This is a genomic window from Salinarimonas ramus (genome assembly GCF_014645695.1).
Lineage (GTDB): Bacteria > Pseudomonadota > Alphaproteobacteria > Rhizobiales > Beijerinckiaceae > Salinarimonas > Salinarimonas ramus.
In genome coordinates this window covers 272,953-290,462 of the sequence record NZ_BMMF01000003.1, presented here as the reverse complement: position 1 = coordinate 290,462, position 17,510 = coordinate 272,953, and the positions used below count along the sequence as shown (strand labels likewise).

At 69.9% G+C, this 17,510-nt stretch carries 18 protein-coding genes and 1 tRNA gene; 15 read left to right on the top strand and 4 right to left on the bottom strand.

Translation table 11 applies throughout. The annotated features are described in order from the left end of the window. The first annotated feature begins 6 nt into the window (after positions 1 to 6). The 6 genes from IEX89_RS05935 to IEX89_RS05910 all read left to right on the top strand — a co-directional run bounded on the left by IEX89_RS05935 (position 7) and on the right by IEX89_RS05910 (position 4,837). Positions 7 to 1,275 carry a lipoprotein-releasing ABC transporter permease subunit gene (locus tag IEX89_RS05935; RefSeq protein ID WP_188910623.1) on the top strand — a complete coding sequence of 423 codons (1,269 nt, stop codon included), beginning with the start codon at positions 7 to 9 and terminating at the stop codon, positions 1,273 to 1,275. 29 nt (positions 1,276 to 1,304) lie between these two features. Further along, positions 1,305 to 2,051 carry an ABC transporter ATP-binding protein gene (locus IEX89_RS05930; RefSeq protein WP_188910998.1) on the top strand — a complete coding sequence of 249 codons (747 nt, stop codon included), beginning with the start codon at positions 1,305 to 1,307 and terminating at the stop codon, positions 2,049 to 2,051. Between the two features lie 227 nt (positions 2,052 to 2,278). Beyond that, positions 2,279 to 2,416 carry a hypothetical protein gene (locus tag IEX89_RS05925; protein WP_188910621.1) on the top strand — a complete coding sequence of 46 codons (138 nt, stop codon included), beginning with the start codon at positions 2,279 to 2,281 and terminating at the stop codon, positions 2,414 to 2,416. Positions 2,417 to 2,500: 84 nt separating this feature from the next. Then, complete coding sequence (locus IEX89_RS05920; protein ID WP_188910619.1) at positions 2,501 to 2,716, top strand: hypothetical protein; 216 nt, start codon at positions 2,501 to 2,503, stop codon at positions 2,714 to 2,716. A gap of 156 nt (positions 2,717 to 2,872) precedes the next feature. Then, a tRNA-Phe gene (locus IEX89_RS05915) sits at positions 2,873 to 2,948 on the top strand. 491 nt (positions 2,949 to 3,439) lie between these two features. Further along, entirely contained in the window at positions 3,440 to 4,837 is a 1,398-nt protein-coding gene (locus tag IEX89_RS05910) for a VWA domain-containing protein (protein ID WP_188910617.1), read from the top strand. Positions 4,838 to 4,917: 80 nt separating this feature from the next. Here IEX89_RS05910 and IEX89_RS05905 read toward each other — a convergent pair whose 3' ends face one another. Beyond that, complete coding sequence (locus IEX89_RS05905) at positions 4,918 to 6,216, bottom strand: PQQ-dependent sugar dehydrogenase (RefSeq protein ID WP_188910615.1); 1,299 nt, start codon at positions 6,214 to 6,216, stop codon at positions 4,918 to 4,920. Between the two features lie 211 nt (positions 6,217 to 6,427). Here IEX89_RS05905 and IEX89_RS05900 point away from each other — a divergent pair, with 211 nt between their 5' ends. From IEX89_RS05900 to IEX89_RS05880, 5 genes are all read left to right on the top strand, one after another. Next, complete coding sequence (locus IEX89_RS05900) at positions 6,428 to 7,456, top strand: ABC transporter substrate-binding protein (protein WP_188910613.1); 1,029 nt, start codon at positions 6,428 to 6,430, stop codon at positions 7,454 to 7,456. 14 nt (positions 7,457 to 7,470) lie between these two features. Then, a complete protein-coding gene (locus tag IEX89_RS05895) occupies positions 7,471 to 8,238 on the top strand; it encodes an ABC transporter ATP-binding protein (protein WP_188910611.1) in 768 nt (255 codons plus the stop codon). Continuing rightward, complete coding sequence (locus tag IEX89_RS05890; RefSeq protein ID WP_188910608.1) at positions 8,231 to 9,055, top strand: ABC transporter permease; 825 nt, start codon at positions 8,231 to 8,233, stop codon at positions 9,053 to 9,055. The genes IEX89_RS05895 and IEX89_RS05890 overlap by 8 nt, the downstream gene beginning before the upstream one ends. 117 nt (positions 9,056 to 9,172) lie before the next feature. After that, positions 9,173 to 10,849 (top strand): fumarate hydratase, encoded by a 1,677-nt coding sequence (locus IEX89_RS05885; protein ID WP_188910606.1) that lies wholly within the window; start codon positions 9,173 to 9,175, stop codon positions 10,847 to 10,849. Between the two features lie 9 nt (positions 10,850 to 10,858). Then, positions 10,859 to 11,296 (top strand): acyl-CoA thioesterase, encoded by a 438-nt coding sequence (locus tag IEX89_RS05880; RefSeq protein WP_188910604.1) that lies wholly within the window; start codon positions 10,859 to 10,861, stop codon positions 11,294 to 11,296. A 37-nt stretch (positions 11,297 to 11,333) separates the two neighbouring features. On the opposite strand, the gene IEX89_RS05875 is transcribed toward IEX89_RS05880, so the two are convergent. Both IEX89_RS05875 and IEX89_RS05870 read right to left on the bottom strand, forming a co-directional pair. After that, positions 11,334 to 11,600, bottom strand: a complete 267-nt coding sequence (locus IEX89_RS05875) for a hypothetical protein (protein ID WP_188910602.1) — start codon at positions 11,598 to 11,600, stop codon at positions 11,334 to 11,336. Further along, positions 11,597 to 12,109 (bottom strand): hypothetical protein, encoded by a 513-nt coding sequence (locus IEX89_RS05870; RefSeq protein ID WP_188910600.1) that lies wholly within the window; start codon positions 12,107 to 12,109, stop codon positions 11,597 to 11,599. Before IEX89_RS05870 ends, IEX89_RS05875 begins: the two co-directional genes overlap by 4 nt. Positions 12,110 to 12,329: 220 nt before the next feature. On the opposite strand from IEX89_RS05870, the gene IEX89_RS05865 reads away from it, so the two are divergent. Further along, positions 12,330 to 12,524 carry a hypothetical protein gene (locus tag IEX89_RS05865; protein WP_188911021.1) on the top strand — a complete coding sequence of 65 codons (195 nt, stop codon included), beginning with the start codon at positions 12,330 to 12,332 and terminating at the stop codon, positions 12,522 to 12,524. A gap of 48 nt (positions 12,525 to 12,572) precedes the next feature. Here the strand turns inward: IEX89_RS05865 and IEX89_RS05860 are convergent, their stop codons facing one another. Further along, positions 12,573 to 13,979, bottom strand: coding sequence for a M20 family metallopeptidase (locus IEX89_RS05860; protein ID WP_188910598.1), 1,407 nt, complete (start codon positions 13,977 to 13,979; stop codon positions 12,573 to 12,575). Between the two features lie 202 nt (positions 13,980 to 14,181). On the opposite strand from IEX89_RS05860, the gene IEX89_RS05855 reads away from it, so the two are divergent. From IEX89_RS05855 to ligA, 3 genes are all read left to right on the top strand, one after another. Next, positions 14,182 to 14,484: a type II toxin-antitoxin system TacA family antitoxin gene (locus tag IEX89_RS05855; RefSeq protein WP_188910596.1), complete on the top strand. Its 303-nt coding sequence runs from the start codon at positions 14,182 to 14,184 to the stop codon at positions 14,482 to 14,484. Between the two features lies 1 nt (position 14,485). Continuing rightward, the gene (locus IEX89_RS05850; protein WP_188910594.1) at positions 14,486 to 15,037 is read left to right on the top strand and encodes a GNAT family N-acetyltransferase; all 552 of its coding nucleotides are present in this window, start codon (positions 14,486 to 14,488) and stop codon (positions 15,035 to 15,037) included. Positions 15,038 to 15,330: 293 nt separating this feature from the next. Then, on the top strand, positions 15,331 to 17,478 hold the full coding sequence (ligA, locus tag IEX89_RS05845; RefSeq protein ID WP_188910592.1) for an NAD-dependent DNA ligase LigA: 2,148 nt from the start codon (positions 15,331 to 15,333) through the stop codon (positions 17,476 to 17,478). Positions 17,479 to 17,510 lie beyond the last annotated feature (32 nt).

The window sequence follows — 17,510 nt, the reverse complement described above, 5'->3', positions numbered from 1 at the left end:
CGGGCGATGGCGGACGCGGGCGGCACGCGCCCCTTCTCGGGCTTCGAATGGATGCTCGCCGGGCGCTACCTGCGCACCCGGCGGCGGGAAGGCTTCGTCTCGGTCATCGCCGGCTTCTCCTTCATCGGCATCATGCTCGGCGTCGCCACGCTGATCATCGTGCTCTCGGTGATGAACGGCTTTCGCAACGAGCTGCTCTCGAAGATCGTGGGCATGAACGGCCACGTCTTCATCGCGCCCATCGACATGCCGCTCACCGACTACGTCGACGTCGCGAACGCGGTGGAGGGCCTGCCCGGCGTGATCCGCGCCGTGCCGACGGTGGAGGGCCAGGCCTTCGCCTCCTCCACCGTGCAGGGCGGCGGCGTGCTCGTGCGCGGCGTGCGTCCCGACGACCTGCGCCGGCTCGACCAGATTTCGCGAAACGTCAACCAGGGGTCGCTCGACACGTTCGGGGAGGAGGAGGGCGTCGCCATCGGCGCGCGGCTGGCGAGCTCGCTGGGGCTGTTTCCCGGCGACACGCTGACCCTCATCTCCCCGCGCGGCGCGGCCACGCCCTTCGGCACCGCGCCGCGCATCAAGGCCTATCCGATCCTCGCGATCTACGAGGTCGGCATGACGGAGTTCGATGCCGCCTTCGTCTACATGCCGCTCGAGGAGGCGCAGGCCTATTTCAACCGCGCGGGCGACGTCTCCGTCGTGGAGGTCTTCCTCGACGACCCCGAGGACGTGCTCGAGGCCCGCACCGCCATCGAGGACGTGGTCCAGCGCCCGATGTTCCTCACCGACTGGACGCAGCGCAATTCGAGCTTCTTCTCCGCGCTCCAGGTGGAGCGCAACGTCATGTTCATCATCCTCACGCTGATCGTGCTGGTGGCAGCGCTCAACATCGTGTCGGGGCTGATCATGCTCGTGAAGGACAAGTCCGCCGACATCGCGATCCTGCGCACGATGGGCGCGACGCGCGGCTCTGTGATGCGCGTCTTCCTCATCACCGGCGCCTCGATCGGCATCGTGGGGACGATCGCGGGCCTCGCGCTCGGCGTCGTGTTCACGCTCAACATCCAGGCGATCCAGAACATCGTCGCGACGATCACCAACCAGACGCTCTGGGACCCCACCGTGCGCTTCCTCTCCGAGATCCCAGCCGAGATCGATTGGGCCGAGGTCGGCGCCGTGCTGGGCATGGCCATGGGCCTGTCCCTGCTCGCGACCCTCTACCCGTCCTGGCGGGCGGCGCGCCTCGACCCCGTCGAGGCGCTGCGCTACGGATGAGCCGCTCTGGAAGCACGATGGACGACAGCATGGACGCCGCGGGAGAGGGCACGACGACGGGCGACGCCGCGGGCGCGGGGACCGATGCGCCGGCGCTCTTCCTCTCGCAGGTGGAGCGCTGGTACCCCCAGCGCGAGGGGCGCCTCGAGATCCTCACCGGCGTCGACTTCGCGGTCTGGCCCGGCGAGATCGTCGCCCTCGTCGCGCCGTCCGGCACGGGCAAGTCGACGCTGCTCCACGTGGCGGGCCTGCTCGAGCGCCCGGATGCGGGCGAGGTCTATGTCGGCGGCGCGCCCACCGCGCACATGGACGACACGGGCCGCACGCGGCTGCGGCGCGAGGAGATCGGCTTCGTCTACCAGTTCCACCATCTCCTGCCGGAATTCTCGGCGCTGGAGAACGTCGTCATGCCGCAGATCATCCGCGGCCTGCCGAAGGCGGAGGCGCGGGCGCGGGCGAGCGAGCTCCTCGCCTTCCTGGGTCTCGCAGACCGGCTGACGCATCGCCCGGCGGAGCTCTCCGGGGGCGAGCAGCAGCGCGTCGCCATCGCCCGTGCGGTCGCCAACGCCCCGCGGGTGCTGCTGGCGGACGAGCCGACCGGCAACCTCGATCCGCACACCTCCTCCCACGTCTTCCAGACGCTGGTCTCGCTGGTGCGCGCGTCGGGCCTCGCCGCGGTGATCGCGACGCACAATTACGACCTCGCACGGCGCATGGACCGCTGCGTCTCCATCCGCGACGGCCGCGTCGTGGAGCTCGCCCTCGACGGGGCCTGAGGGCGCCGACGCGCCGCGCCGTGTGATCACATTATCTACACATCGAACCTGGTGATTTCTGCCTGACGGAACAAGTCGTGCTTCCGTGTCCGTTAACCTTGACGGTAAGGCGTACGAAAAGAGAACTTTTGTTCCGAACGAAGATGGAACAGAGTGGAACGATCTCGAAGCGCCGAGAAAGAGCCCCGACGAGGGGCGCGGCGCCAACGCCAGAGGGAGGCCGCACCATGTCCCGTCTCGTGATCCTCACCCGCCGTGCTCGCGTGCCGCTGCGCGCCACCGCGGAGACCGCCATGGAGGTGGTCTCGCTCGCGCTCTTCGTGGGCATGATCGCCGCCTGGGCGAGCATCGGCATCCCCGGCTGAGAGGAAGAGGCGCTGAAACGCGATCCGTCGCCGTGCGTTGTCCTGCCGCGGGGGGCGTCTCGCTCGAACACGGAGGAACGCGCGGTGAGATCCTGGGGAGACGTGAACCGGGTGATGAACGGCATGGTGCGCGAGGGGCGGATCGCCTCCTTCCGCTCCAACGCGGCGGAGGCGCGCCAGACCGGCACGCTCGAGATCGCCATCACCCCCGCCGACGGCGGCGACAAGGAAGCCGCCCGCCGCGAAGCGCTGCGCGAGCTCGCCCGCCTGGGCATCACCGCGCAGGTCCACGCGGAGTGACCACGCGGAGTGATGGAGCGAGGGGAGCCGGGCCGAGGGCGCCGGCTCTCGGGAGCCGGCTCGCGAATTGCGCGGGACGCCCCAAAAAGCGGTTGCGCGGCCCCGCGCTCCTGGCTATACCCCCTCCACCAACACGGACGGCCCGCCGTCCGGAGCGCCCAGGTAGCTCAGTTGGTAGAGCATGCGACTGAAAATCGCAGTGTCGGCGGTTCGATTCCGTCCCTGGGCACCATTACTGAAAAACACCCTTGAGATCATTGCGCTTTTCTCCCGAAAGGTCCCGCCGGGTCGGTCCTATCGGCGAAAGTTGGACCCGGTGTGTTCCTAGTTTGATCGAGGAGTGCGAGCCGAACGAGGCCCTCCTCGCTGTTTGGAACGGCTGGTATGCTGTCCGCCGAGGCGCCAACGGCGGCCCGCTGGCCTGCGCTGCGCGGCGCTCCTGATGTCGCCACCTCGTGCGCCAAGAGCCGATCTCGTTTCACCTCAACATGCTGCTACGAATCCGACGCGCAAAGTCGCAGAGGAAGCAGCACTATCCTCTTGGCGCGATTTGTCGGCAATTGTTCTAAACATACGTTTACTATCAATTTGACGAGATGCTCTCTGTCATTTCGAATCAATAAATCCGAAACGAACCGCCCCCAATGGTCTTCCGAAGACCTCCCATAGGGGTGAGCCATGCGTCATTCAGTGAAGACATTCGTTCGGGACCGTCGCGGCGGCGTGGCGATCGCGTTCGCGCTCGCGCTCATCCCGTTGATCGGCGCCGCCGGCGCGACCGTGGACTATTCGCGGGCGACGAGCCTTCGGGCGGAGCTGCAGAAGGTGGCGGATTCCGCCGCCCTCGTCGCGGCGGCCGGCACCGAGGATTTCGACGTCCGCAAGGAGGAGGCGCTGCTCGTCGTCGAGAGCCAGCTGCGCGCCTATCCCGGCGTCGCCTACCGCCCCGAGATCACGCCGGTGATGGAGAACGGGCGCGAGGTGGCCGTGCGCGTCACGCTCGCGGCCGATACGCCGACGAGCTTCCTCGGCGTCGTCGGCGTGCGCGACATGGACGTCTCCGTGGAATCACGCGCGACGAGCGGGCGCGAGGAAGTCTTCGACATCGCCTTCGTGCTCGACACGACCGGCTCGATGGAGGGCGCGCGCCTCGACGTCCTCAAGGAGACGACGACGCAGCTCATCGACGACATCACCGCGCGCCGCGGCGCGACGGACCAGGTCCGCGTCTCGGTCGTCCCGTTCGGGCAATACGTCAACGTCGGCCTCGGCAACCGCATGCAGCCCTGGCTCGACGTGCCGTCGGACTACGAGCGGCCGAGCACGCGCACCTGCGAGATGGTGCGCGAGGTCGTCGGCCGGCAATGCCAACGCGTGCTCCAGCCCGCGCGGCCCGCACGCCCGCGGACCTGCTACGACGACGGGCGCGCCTACCAGTGCGGAAGCGAGGCGCGGCCGGCCCGTTGGGTCGAGCAGTGCACGCCGATCCACGGCGATGGCATGGTCGAGCAGTGCCGCACGCGCGGTGGCGGATGGGTGCGCTGGAACGGCTGCGTCGGCTCGCGCAACGCGCCGAACGACACGCAGGACGGCAATTACTCGATCCGCGTGCCCGGCCTCATGAACGTTTCCTGCGGCTCGCCCATCCTCGAGCCGACGACGAACCTCGCGAGCGCCAAGGCGCACATCCGCAGCCTGCGCACGGACGGCGAGACCTACATCCCGGCGGGCCTGATGTGGGGCTGGCGGACGCTGACGCCGCATGCGCCGATCGCCGCGCGCGAGAGCCGCCCGGGTGCGGTGGTGGAGCGCTACATGGTGCTCGTCACCGACGGCCGGAACACGCGCTCGGCGACCTATCCCGAGCATGGCGGCCAAGACAGCGAGGATGCCGACGACGTCCTGCGGGCGACCTGCCGCAACATGGCGGCGGACGAGGCCTCCGACATCACGCTCTACACCATCGCCTTCGAGGTGACGGACGTCGACGTGAAGGAGCTCCTCGAGGAATGCTCGTCGATGAACGGCGGTGCCTTCTACGACGCCGCCAACGCGGCCGAGCTCGGGGAAGCGATGAAGCACATCGGCGGGCAGATCTCCCGGCTGCGCCTGACGCATTGAGAAACCGCCGCATCGAAATACGAAAACGGCCCCGCAGCCTCCCGGCCGCGGGGCCGTCGCGCGTCCTGCGCGCGGGCGGATCACATGCCCGGCGTGAGCTTGTGGATCATGCCCTCGTCCACGGCGGCGTAGAGGCTGCCGTCGGGACCCATGACGAGGGAGCGGAAGCGCCCCTGCGGCATGGGCAGCGTCATCTCGGTGACGTCCTCCACCGCCGTGCCGCTCTCGTCGAGCTGGACCACGTCGATGCGCTGGCCGATGGGCGTGCCGCCGAAGCCGATGCCCATGATGCCGACGACGAGCGCGTTCTCCCACTCGCCCCAGGCCTCGCCTTCCAGGAAGGCGGCGGACGCCGAGCCCTGGGACCAGCCGTTGTTCTCCCAGATCGGCGGCATGGCGTCGGGATAGGTCTCGAAGTCGGTCATCGGCATGAAGGCCGCGCGCTCGAACCGGTTCATCCCCTCCATCTGGTTGGGCATGTAGCCGCAATAATCGTCCGGGCAATCGCCGCGCCCGGCCATGTTCGGGCGCGGGTCCCAGCCGCCGTTGCCGCCGTTCGCGAGGACCGTGATCTCGTCGGAATGCCACGGGCCGTGCTCGACGATGAGCGCGGCGTTCGTCTCCGGGTGGAAGGCGATGCCCTGCACGTTGCGGTGCCCGTAGGTGTAGGTGCGTGGGTCGAAGCCCTCGGGCGGGGCGTTGTCGGGGGCGGCGTTGCCGTCGGTGTCGATGCGCAGCACCTTCGAGCCCATCATGGTCGGGCTCTGGGGAATGGCGCTGTTGTGGTTGTCGCCCGTCGTGACGTAGAGGTAGCCGTCACCGGGATTGAAGCGGATGCGCCCCCCGTTGTGCGCGCCCGGGCTGCCGAACGGATGATCCGTCGCCGCCACCTTGAAGGGGATGTCGTCGACGATGTCGGTGCGGTCCGAGACGCCGGTGAAGTCCTCGTTCACGGTCAGGCGCAGCACGCGGTTCGTCTGCGGGTCCGACATGTTCGACGCCGCATAGACGTAGATGCGCCGGTTCTCGGCGAAGCTCGGATCGACGGCGACGCCGTTCATGCCGGCCTGCCCTTCGCAGAACAGGTCGTCGGCGTTCTGGGGGTAGCCCTCCGTGTCGCCCATACCGAGGAGCGCGTTCACCTCGCCGGAGGGGAGCCTCACGGAGAGGCCTTCGCAGAACTCGGTGAAGAACATGGTCCCGTCGTCGAGGAAGGCCATGTCCCAAGGGATGTTCAGGTCGGACAGGACGACCTCGTGGGCGAGGCTCGTCGTGTTCATGCCCGCCTGCTGCGCGAGAGCCGGGGCACCGGCTACGAGGCTGCCTGCGACGAGGGCGCCGACGGCGGTCGCCGTTCTCGTGATCGCTCGATTGTGCATTGCGTCCTCCCGTGTCCGCGATCGGCCGGCGGCGCGCTTTCGGCGCGTGCGTTCTCTGCCGGTACATCGCCGACGAGAAACGGCCGAGCTCCGGCCGCGGTTCCGTCGCGCGCAGACGATCCTCGCGTAACCCACGCGAAAAACGGGGGTGTGAACCCAGCGTCATCAGGGCTAAGCTCCCGCGCCCGAAAGACAAGACGAGGAAACGTCCGTGACCACGCTCGCCACCACCCGCCGCTCGGTCCTCGCCGGGATCGGCGCCGCCTCGACGCTGCCCTTCCTGCCGCGCCGCGCCCGCGCCGCGACCCCGCTCAACCTGGGCGTCCTGCGCCTCACCAGCCACGCGCCGAACTACATCGCCTACGAGCGCGGGTACTTCGCGGAGGAAGGCTTCGAGGTCGAGCTCGTGTTCTTCGAGGCGGCGCAGCCCATGGCGGTGGCGATCGCGTCCGGCGACGCCGATTTCGGCGTGACGGCGATCTCGGGCGGGCTCGTCAGCCTCGCCCAGCGCGGCGCGGTGAAGGTGATCGGCGGCGCGCTCGCCGAGGAGCCGGGCATCCCCGGCCAGGTCGTCCTCGCCTCGAACCAGGCCTACGATTCGGGCCTGACGACGGCGGCCGCGCTGCCCGGGCACACGTTCGGCATCACGACGGCGGGCTCGTCCTTCCACTACATGCTCTCGCGCGTCGCGCGCGGTGAGGGCTTCGATATCGCGCAGGTGGAGATGCGCCCGCTCCAGAAGGTGGGCACCATCGTCGCCGCGCTCGGGTCGGGCCAGATCGACAGCTGGGCCATCGTGCCCTCGATCTCGAACCGCCTCCTCGCCGAGGGCCAGGCGAAGAAGATCGCCGACATGTCGCAATACGCGCCCGACTACCAGGTGACGACGGTCTTCACCTCGAGCGCCATCGCCAACGACGATCGCGCCCGTGCGGAAGCCTTCCTGCGTGCGCTCTCGCGCGGCGTGAACGACTACAACGCCGCCTTCGTCGACAAGACGGCGAACGCCGAGGAGCAGGCGGAGCTCGCCGCTCTCGTCGGCCAGTACGTCTCCCCCGACGTGCCGGCGGAGCGCTTCCTCGAGACGATGACGACGACCTCGATGCGCATCAACCGCGACCTCGGCCTGTCCGTCTCCTCGGTGCGCGACCAGCTCGACTGGTTCAAGGCCGAGGGCATGGTGCCGGCCGACGTGACGGAGGAGATGCTGATCGACCCGTCCTTCGTCGCGACCTTCTGAGCGAGCGCCGCACCTTGGACATCCGCGTTCGGCACGCGAGCCACGCCTATGGCGGGCTCGCCGTGCTCTCCGACATCGATCTCGTGGCGCCGGCGGGGAAGATCCTCTGCCTCGTCGGCCCCTCCGGCTGCGGGAAGTCGACGCTGCTGCGGCTCATGGGTGGGCTCGAGCGGCCGACCTCGGGCGCGATCGAGCTCGTCGGCGCCCCGCCGTCGGGCTGCCTCAACGAGCTGACCTTCGTCTTCCAGCACTTCGCGCTCCTGCCCTGGGCGAGCGTCGAGGGGAACGTGCGCTTCGTCCTCGACCACCATCGCCTATCGGAGGCCGAGCGCGCGGAGATCGTCGCCGACGTGCTCGCCCGCACGGGGCTCGCCGACTTCGCCGAGGCCTGGCCGCGCCAGCTCTCGGGCGGCATGCGCCAGCGCGTCGCCATCGCCCGGGCGCTCGCCGTGCGCCCGGCGGTGCTCCTGATGGACGAGCCGCTCTCGGCACTCGACAGCCAGACCCGCGAGATCCTGATGGAGGATCTCGTGGGCTTATGGACCCGCGCGCCGTTTACCGCGGTCTACGTCACGCACAATCTCGCCGAGGCCGTGCGGCTCGGCCATGCCGTCGCCGTCATGTCGCGCCGGCCCGGCCGCATCCGCGAGATCGTCGCCATCGACACGCCGCTTTCCGAGCGCCGGCCGGACGATCCGGAGCTCGAGCGGGTGCAGGCGCGGCTCTGGTCGCTCCTGCGCGACGAGGCGATCGACGCCGACAGGGAGCTCGTCGATGGTTGATCTCTCGCCCGCCCGCCAGCCCCGCGAGGCGGATGCGCGCCCCGTGCCCTTCCGCGGCGGCGGCTTCGCGCCGGGGCGAAACCGCTGGGCGGGGCTCGTCGTCTTCGTGGCGCTGATCGCTTTCTTCGAGGTCGGCACCCGCACGGGCGTGATCTCCTCGCTCACCATGCCGCCGCCCTCGGCGGTGGCGCAGACGCTGTGGCGGCTCGTTGAGACGGGGCTCTTGTGGCAGAATCTCGGCCCCTCGCTCTACCGCCTCGCCATGGGCTCGCTCGTCGGCTGCGGCGCGGGCATCCTCGTCGGCTTCGCCATCGGGCTGTTCACGCTGGCGCGCGCGGGGCTCGTGCCGCTGGTCTCGGCGCTGTTCCCGATCCCGAAGATCGCGCTCCTGCCGCTCTTCGTCATCTGGTTCGGCATCGGCGAGGGCTCGAAGGTGGCGCTCATCGCCTTCGGCACCTTCACGCCCACCGTCGTCGCCACCTTCGGCGCGGTGGACGGCGTCGATCGCGGGCTCATCCGCATGGCGCAGAGCTTCGGCGTGCCGTGGCTGCGCATCGTCACCCGCGTCGTCCTGCCGGATGCGCTCGCCGGCATCCTCTCGGGGCTGCGTGTCTCGCTCGCCATCGGCATCGTGCTCCTGGTGGCCGCCGAGATGCTCGGCGCGCGCTACGGCATCGGCGCCTACATCCTGGAGGCGGGAGCGCTCTACGATCTCGAGCGGCTCTTCGCGGGCGTGGTGATCCTCTCCGTGCTCGGCCTCCTGGTGAGCGCCGGCATCGGCGCGCTGGAGCGGCGGCTCCTGCGCTGGCGCGGATGAGCGGGGCGCATCGGCGCGCCTCAGCCCTTTCGCCGGCTTGGAACGAGACCGAGAAAGCTCTAAGACGCGTCGAGACAGGCGGCCGCGCCGGCCGCGACGAGAACGAACGCGAGAGCCATGGCCGTCGAGACCGCTTCCCGGGACATCCCCTCCGCCACCGATGCGACCGCGCACGGCGCACCGGCGGGCAAGAACGACCTCTTCCCGCTCGGGCCCGACACGACGCCCTATCGCAAGCTGACGGACGAGGGCGTGCGCGTGGAGCGCATGGGCGAGCGCGAGATCCTCGTCGTCGAGCCCGACGCCATCCGCCGGCTCGCCGAGCAGGCCTTCATGGACATCAACCACCTGCTCCGTCCCGGCCACCTGAAGCAGCTCGCCTCGATCCTCGAGGATCCGGAGGCCACGTCGAACGACCGCTTCGTCGCCTACGACCTCCTCAAGAACGCCAACATCGCCGCGGGCGGCGTGCTGCCCATGTGCCAGGACACGGGCACCGCCATCGTCATGGGCAAGAAGGGCCGCCTCGTCTGGACCGAGGGCGGCGACGAGGACGCCATCGCCGAGGGCGTGCTCGGCGCCTACGAGAAGCGCAACCTGCGTTACTCGCAGCTGGCGCCGGTCTCGATGTTCGAGGAGAGGAACACCAAGACGAACCTGCCCGCGCAGATCGACATCTACGCGGAGGGCGAGGACGCCTACAAGTTCCTCTTCGTCGCCAAGGGCGGCGGCTCGGCCAACAAGACCTTCCTCTACCAGGGTACGCCCTCGCTCCTGACCAAGGACCGGATGACGGCCTTCCTGAAGGAGAAGATCCTCACGCTCGGCACGGCCGCCTGCCCGCCCTACCACCTCGCCATCGTCATCGGCGGGACGAGCGCGGAGCAGACGCTCAAGACCGTGAAGCTCGCCTCGACCCGCTATCTCGACGCGCTGCCCACGCAGGGGTCGGAGGCCGGCCACGCCTTCCGCGATCTGGAGATGGAGCGCGAGATCCACGCGATGACGCAGTCGCTCGGCGTCGGCGCGCAATTCGGCGGGAAGTATTTCTGCCACGACGTACGGGTGATCCGCCTGCCGCGCCACGGCGCCTCGCTGCCCATCGGGCTCGGCGTGTCCTGCTCGGCCGACCGCCAGGCGCTGGGCAAGATCACGAAGGACGGCGTCTTCCTGGAAGAGCTCGAGACCAACCCGGCCAAGTACATGCCGGAGGTGGACGAGGCGTCTCTCGGCGGCGACGTCGTGCACATCGACCTCACCCGTCCGATGCCGGAGATCCTCGGAACGCTGACGAAGCACCCGATCCGCACGCGCCTGTCGCTCACGGGCCCGATGATCGTCGCCCGCGACCTCGCCCACGCCAAGATCCGCGAGCGGCTGGAGAGGGGCGAGCCGATGCCGGACTATTTCAAGAACCACCCGGTCTACTATGCCGGCCCCGCGAAGACGCCCGAGGGCTACGCGTCGGGCTCCTTCGGCCCGACGACGGCGGGGCGGATGGACAGCTACGTCGACCAGTTCCAGGCGGCGGGCGGCTCCATGGTGATGCTCGCCAAGGGCAACCGCTCCTCGCAGGTGCGGGAAGCCTGCCAGAAGCACGGCGGCTTCTATCTCGGCTCCATCGGCGGCCCGGCGGCGCGGCTCGCGCAGGACTGCATCAAGAAGGTCGAGGTGCTCGAATATCCCGAGCTCGGCATGGAGGCGATCTGGAAGATCGAGGTGGAGAACTTCCCCGCCTTCATCGTCATCGACGACAAGGGCAACGACTTCTTCCGCGAGCTGAACCTCGGCTGAGCCGCGCGCATGACCGACACTCCCGACATCGCCGCTCTGCGCGCCGACCCGCGCGTCGCGCACGCCCGCGACGTGCTGCGCTTCTCCGATTGCGACGCGCTGGGCCACGTCAACAACGTGGTCTACGCGACCCTGTGCGAATCGGGCCGCGTCACCTTCCTGCGCGAGCGCCTGCCGAGCGTCGAGCGGCGGGGCGTCGCCTTCGTCATCGTCAAGCTCGTGATCGAGTTCGAGGCCGAGCTGCACTATCCCGGCGAGGTCGAGACGCTGACCTGGCTCTCGCGGCTCGGCCGGACGTCCTTTACGCTCTCCCAGGCGATCCTCTCCGGCGACACGCGCGCCGCGAAGGCCGAGGGCGTGTGCGTCGCCATCGACGAGGCGACGCGAAAGCCGATCGCGTTCGAGGGGGAGACGCGGGCGATGATGGAGGGGTTGGTTGTGGGGTGACCGGGGTCGGGGAGCAGCAGGCTCAGCGCGGGAAGGTTCAGCCGCGCTCGTCGTCGCCGAGAACCTCGGGGCCCTCACCGGGCCATGGCTGCCCCGTACCGACCCAGCTCAGGAAGTCGTCGGGCGCGGCATCGAGACGGGCGAGAGCGCCCGCCAGCGCCGGCGAGCGGGGAGCATCAGGCTTCTTCCGGAGCTTCGGGCGCGGCGGAACAGAAGAAACATGGGACGACGTCATGCGTCCGCCGCGCATGCCACGCATGCGCTTCGCCGCTCGACCGGTCACTTTCTTCGTCGCCTTCGTCATACCTTGCGCCTCTCTTTTACAAGATAACGCGTCAGCTCGGGCTGCGCCACTCGCTCGTATCCGAACCGGCGGTACCATTCGATGAGGTTCGGATCCGGGTCTTGCAGCAGAGTTCGCGGAGCCTCGACGGCGAGAGAGACGGCTTCGAGCAACGCTATCGCCAAGTCCGTTACATATCCCTTGAGTGGGTGGTTCTCACGTGGACTGCCTTCCAAGCGTGTCAATGTCGCTCCGCGCGACGTGACGAGCCCGTAGCTCAGTCCGCACAATTCTTCATCCACCCAGAAAGCAGCATCGATTCGCTTGGTTTCGCGATTCTTCGTGATGCCCTTCCAATCCCAAGTGACGCGACGCTCCAATCGGGGCCACGTCCGCGCTGCAGCCGTGGTCGCCTCATAATCGATCGGCCCGACCTGAAGCCCAGGGAATCGCGTCTGGCTTCGGACCGCTACGAAGTGGCGAGCGCTCCGTCGCAATTCCTGCCAATCAGCGTAGCTGAGGTCTTCCACTTGGCTTCCTGGCTCTCGGCACCGGAAGCCGGTGTAGCTGTGGGAGCGGGCATTCTCAATCAAAAATGCAGCCGGTGATGTCTTTCGACGCGCGCACGCATCCTCCAAAACCCGCCTTCGCGCATCCTCGCGAGATCGTGCGAAACCCCGGCCCCGTCCTCGCGCGTTGTCGTTCCACACGCCGCGTCGCGCGGCGCTCACCCGCGGAAGGGGAGATTACATGACCGACGACAAGCCCACCAAGCCCGGCGGCGAGCCGGACCCGAAGGACAAGCCCGCTCCCGATCGCCAGCAGGCGGGGCTGACGCCCGAGTCGCATACGCGCAAGGAGCAGGAGGACATGATCGACGAGGCGATGGAGGAGAGCTTCCCCGCCTCCGATCCCCCGGCCTACACGGTCAGCACCAAGGACTGACGGTTCCGAGCCCGCGCTCTCCCCGGAGGAGAGCGCGGGCTCTTCTCGTCAGGCCGTGCCGCGGATGCGCTCGCGGGCGCCGGGCTCGCCGAGGTCCCAGTAGAGCCCCGCCATCAGCATGAGCCCCTCGCGGGCGATCGACGTGGGCAGGTGCTCGTTCGGCGCGTGCTGCGAGCAGCCCGGATAGGAATGCGGCACCCACACGGTGGGCATGCCGAGGAGATCGGCGAAGACGTCGTTGGGCAGCGATCCGCCGAGGTTCGGCAGGATCGCCGGCGGCGCGCCTGCGGTGCGCGCGAGGCTCTGCGCGCAGAACGCCACCGCGGGGTGGTCCGGGTCCGTGCGGGTCGCCGGGAACACCTCCTCGCGGGCGCGCGAAACCGCGACGCGCTCGAAGCCGTGCGCATCGAGATGCCGGCGCAGCGCCGGGATCACCCCGTCCGGATCGACGCCGACGGGGAAGCGCAGCTGCCCGCGCGCCCACGCCCGGCCGGGGATCGCGTTCACCGGCGCCTCCGGCACGCCGGCATGCATGGCCAGAATCTCGAAGGACGACCAGGCGAAGACGCGCTCCGCCGGGCTCAAGCCCGGCTCGCCCCACCAGGGGTCGAGCGCGGGCCCGCCGGGTTGCTGCTCGGGCACGATGTCGGCGAGCGCACGCCGCACCGCGTCCGGCACCGCACCCGGCGTCCATTCCGGGATGCGGATCGACCCCGTCGGGCCCGTGAGCGAGGCGAGTGCATGGGCGAGCTCGATCGCCGGGTTGGCCAGAAGGCCGCCGAAATTTCCCGAATGATGCGCGCCCTCGCGCGCCTCCACCACGAAATCGATCGGGTATCCCCCGCGCGATCCGAGGAAGAGCGTCGGGCGATCCTTCGACAGGCGCGGCCCGTCGGAGGCGACGAGGAGGTCCGCCGCGAGATCCGCCGCATGCGTGCGGGCGATCTCGCGAAGGCCCGGCGAGCCCGTCTCCTCGCCCATCTCCACGAGGAAGGTGGCGTTGAAGCCCAGCCGTCCGCGGGTCTCGATCACGGCGGCGAGCGCCGCCATGTCGATGGCGTGCTGGCCCTTGTTGTCGGCGGTGCCGCGCCCCCAATAGGCGCCGTCGCGCTCCACCAGCGTCCAGGGCGAGAGGCCCGCCGCCCAGCGCTCGTCCTGCCCGCGCACGGTGTCGCCGTGGCCGTAGCCGAGCACGGTGGGCAGATCGGCGCCCTCCCGACGCCGTGCGATGAGGAACGGCGCCGGCGCGGCCGGGTCGCGGACGATCGCGACCTCGAAGCCGAGCGCCTCGAAGGCCGGGCGCATGGCGTCGGTGAGGTAGGCCTCGAGCGCCGCTGCGCACGCGGGGTTCTGGCTCTCGGTGGGCATGGCGACGAGGCGCGCCAGCGTCTCGGCGAAGCCGCCCTCGTCGAAATGCGCGGCCGCGCGGGCGATGGCATCGGATCGTGTGGTCATGGCGCGACCCTAGCGCGCCGCGCGGGCGCGGGAAACGCGCGGGTTCGCGAAGACGGGAAGGGGACGAGCGGGGGAGGGGCGCCCGCTTCATTGCGTTTTCCCGGGGATGCACGCATCCCATTGTTGACGTCCGGCCCGAAGTTCCGCAAGCTGTGTCAACCTGACGCGACATCTTGAAGTGTCAGGAGCGGAGGGCAGTGCGATGGACGGGCCGAGACGCGCCGCGCGGGCGGACGGCGTGCGGCGGGAGACGACGATCCACGTGCGCGCGCCCGCCCGCACACGCGACCTCATCGACAAGGCCGCCTCCTCCCTGGGGAAGACGCGGTCCGAGTTCATCCTCGAGAGCGCACGCTCCCGAGCGGTGGACGTGCTCATCGACGAGCGGCTGTTCGGCCTGGACGATTCGCGCCACGCGGCCTTCCTCGACGCGCTGGACACGCCGCCCGCGGCGCATCCGCGCCTCGTCGCGCTGATGCGGCGCCGGCCGGCCTGGGAGGCGTGACATGCACAAGACCGTCTCGGAGAGCCTGCTCGCCGCGCCGCTCACGGCGCCGGGCCGCATGAACGCTGAATGCGAGGTGGGCGCCTTCGCCTGCGGCGACCCCGTCCTCGACGACTGGATCCGCCGCCGCTCGCTCAGGCGCGATTCCCGCGGCGCGCGGACTTTCGCGGTCTGTTCGGATCGCCGGGTCGCGGGCTTCTTCTGCCTCGCCCTCGGGCTCGTGTGCGCGCCCGAGGCGGAGAGCCGCCCCACGCGCGACGGCTTCGATCCGCTGGCGGCCCGATCCGAACCCGTCCCGGTGGCGATCCTGCGCCGGCTCGCCGTCGATTCCCCCTGGCAGGGCCGCGGGCTCGGCGCCGATCTCCTGATGGACGCGCTCCATCGCATCGTCGCGACGAGCGCCGATCTCGGCATCCGCGCGATCCTCGCCCGCGCCGTCGAGGCCCCCGCCCGCGACTTCTACCGTGCCTTCGGCTTCGCGCGGATGGAGCAGGACGAGGAGATGCTGATGCTGCCGCTGGAGACGGCGGAGGCGGCGCTGCGCGGGGTGTAGGGGCTCGCGTCACGCGACGGGCCCACCCCTGGCTCGCTTCGCGAGCTTTCCCCTCCCCGACAGGGAGAGTGCGAAAGGCGGCTACGCCATTCTCCTTCCCTTTAGGGGAAGGTGGCGCGCCGCGCAGCGGCGTGACGGACGGGGCACGCCGGAAGGCGTGTTCGGCGAAGCCGAAACGACGGCCGAAGCCGCGGTCACCGTGCCGAAGCGCATTCCCGAGCCGCCCGCGCCGCGCTAGAACAGGCGGGCCGCTCTCCCGCGGCTGCCCCCGGTTCCCGCGCCCGAGTTCCCCCATGGCCCGCACGCCCGTCTCCTATGCCGATCTCGCCCCGGAGGCTCTCACCGCCCGGCAGGCGAAGAAAGAGCATCAGCGGCTCGCCGACGAGATCGCCGGGCACGACGTGCGCTACCATCAGGAGGACGCGCCCACCGTCTCCGACGCCGAGTACGACGCCTTGCGCCGGCGGCTCGCGGCGATCGAGCAGCGCTTTCCGGAGCTGATCGGCGAGGCGGAGGTCTCGACCGCGGTGGGCGCGAAGCCGGCGGAGAAGTTCGCCAAGGTCCGCCACCGCGTCCCCATGCTCTCGCTGGAGAACGCCTTCGACGACGAAGAGGTGGGCGAGTTCGTCGGGCGCGTGAAGCGCTTCCTGAACCTCGCGGAGACGCCGGTCTTCACCGCCGAGCCGAAGATCGACGGGCTCTCGCTCTCGCTGCGCTACGAGGACGGGCGCCTCGTCACCGCCGCCACCCGCGGTGACGGCACGGAGGGCGAGGACGTCACCGCCAACGCGCGCACCGTCGACGACATTCCCGCCGAGATCCCGCAGGGCGGGGAGGTGGAGGTGCGCGGCGAGGTCTATCTCTCGCACGCCGATTTCGCGGCGATCAACGCGCGCCAGGCACAGGCCGGCAAGCCGCTCTTCGCCAACCCGCGCAACGCCGCGGCCGGCTCGCTGCGCCAGCTCGATTCGCGCGTCACCGCCGAGCGACCGCTCAAGTTCTTCGCCTATGCCTGGGGCGCCATGCCCCCGCCGGCGCCGACGCAATACGAGGCCGTGCGGCGCTTCGAGGCATGGGGCTTTCGCACGAACCCCTTGATGGTGCGCTGCGCCGATCTCGACGAGATGCTCGCCCATTACCGGCGCATCCAGGAGGAGCGGCCGGATCTCGGCTACGACATCGACGGCGTCGTCTACAAGGTCGACGACCTCGCGCTGCAGGAGCGCCTCGGCTTCGTGTCGCGCGCGCCGCGCTGGGCGCTCGCCCACAAGTTCCCGCCCCAGGAGGCCTTCACGGTGGTGGAGGCCATCGAGATCAACGTGGGACGCACGGGTTCGCTGAACCCGCTGGCGAAGCTCAGGCCCGTGACGGTGGGCGGCGTCGTCGTCTCCAACGCGACGCTGCACAACGAGGACTACATCAAGGGCATCGGCGGGAACGGCGAGGCCATCCGCGAGGGACGCGACATCCGCGTCGGCGACACGGTGAAGGTCTACCGCGCCGGCGACGTCATCCCCAAGGTCGTCGACGTCGTCGTCGAGAAGCGCCCGCCGGAGGCGCAGCCCTACGTCTTCCCGACCGTCTGCCCCGCCTGCGGCAGCCATGCCGTGCGCGAGGTGAACCCCCGCACCGGCCGCGAGGACGCCGTGCGCCGCTGCACCGGCGGGCTGATCTGCCCGGCGCAGGCGGTGGAGCGCCTCAAGCACTTCGTCTCGCGCAACGCCATGGACATCGAGGGGTTGGGCGCGGAGCGCATCGAGGACTTCCACCGCGAGGGGCTCGTCATGAGCCCGCAGGACATCTTCACGCTGGAGGTGCGCAACGCCCGCAGCCTCACCAAGCTCGAGACCCGCGAGGGCTGGGGCCCGCAATCGGCGCGAAACCTCTTCGCGGCCATCGCCGAGCGGCGCGAGGTCGAGCTCAACCGCTTCGTCTTCGCGCTGGGCATCCCCCATGTCGGCGAGACCGGCGCGAAGCTGCTGGCGCGCCATTTCGGGACGTTCGAGACCCTGCGCGAGACGGCGCTGCGCGCCGCGAACGAGGATGCGGCGGCCTACCAGGAATTCATCGACATCAACGGCATCGGCGCCGTCGTGGCGGACGCGCTGGTGGAGTTCTTCCGCGAGAAGCACAACGAGGACATGCTCGACGCGCTCCTGGCGGAGGTGACGCCGACGCCTCTCCAGGAGACCATCGCCACCGACAGCCCCGTCGCCGACAAGACCGTCGTCTTCACCGGCACCCTCGAGCAGATGACGCGCGACGAGGCGAAGGCCATGGCCGAGCGGCTCGGCGCCAAGGTGGCGGGGTCCGTCTCGGCCAAGACCGACATCGTCGTCGCGGGGCCTGGCGCCGGCTCCAAGCTGAAGAAGGCGCAGGAGCTCGGCCTCCAGGTCCTCGACGAGGACGGCTGGTTCGCGCTGGTGGGGCGCGGGCGATGAGCAGGCGGCGATTGGCGCGCGGGCGCGCGATG

What these genes read in the sequence shown, in the direction of transcription:
- IEX89_RS05935 (WP_188910623.1), top strand. Translation starts at nt 7, where the DNA reads ATGGCGGACGCGGGCGGCACGCGCCCCTTCTCGGGCTTCGAATGGATG.
- IEX89_RS05930 (WP_188910998.1), top strand. Translation starts at nt 1,305, where the DNA reads ATGGACGCCGCGGGAGAGGGCACGACGACGGGCGACGCCGCGGGCGCG.
- IEX89_RS05925 (WP_188910621.1), top strand. Translation starts at nt 2,279, where the DNA reads ATGTCCCGTCTCGTGATCCTCACCCGCCGTGCTCGCGTGCCGCTGCGC.
- IEX89_RS05905 (WP_188910615.1), bottom strand. Translation starts at nt 6,216, where the DNA reads ATGCACAATCGAGCGATCACGAGAACGGCGACCGCCGTCGGCGCCCTC.
- IEX89_RS05890 (WP_188910608.1), top strand. Translation starts at nt 8,231, where the DNA reads ATGGTTGATCTCTCGCCCGCCCGCCAGCCCCGCGAGGCGGATGCGCGC.
- IEX89_RS05885 (WP_188910606.1), top strand. Translation starts at nt 9,173, where the DNA reads ATGGCCGTCGAGACCGCTTCCCGGGACATCCCCTCCGCCACCGATGCG.
- IEX89_RS05880 (WP_188910604.1), top strand. Translation starts at nt 10,859, where the DNA reads ATGACCGACACTCCCGACATCGCCGCTCTGCGCGCCGACCCGCGCGTC.
- IEX89_RS05875 (WP_188910602.1), bottom strand. Translation starts at nt 11,600, where the DNA reads ATGACGAAGGCGACGAAGAAAGTGACCGGTCGAGCGGCGAAGCGCATG.
- IEX89_RS05865 (WP_188911021.1), top strand. Translation starts at nt 12,330, where the DNA reads ATGACCGACGACAAGCCCACCAAGCCCGGCGGCGAGCCGGACCCGAAG.
- IEX89_RS05860 (WP_188910598.1), bottom strand. Translation starts at nt 13,979, where the DNA reads ATGACCACACGATCCGATGCCATCGCCCGCGCGGCCGCGCATTTCGAC.
- IEX89_RS05855 (WP_188910596.1), top strand. Translation starts at nt 14,182, where the DNA reads ATGGACGGGCCGAGACGCGCCGCGCGGGCGGACGGCGTGCGGCGGGAG.
- IEX89_RS05850 (WP_188910594.1), top strand. Translation starts at nt 14,486, where the DNA reads ATGCACAAGACCGTCTCGGAGAGCCTGCTCGCCGCGCCGCTCACGGCG.
- ligA (WP_188910592.1), top strand. Translation starts at nt 15,331, where the DNA reads ATGGCCCGCACGCCCGTCTCCTATGCCGATCTCGCCCCGGAGGCTCTC.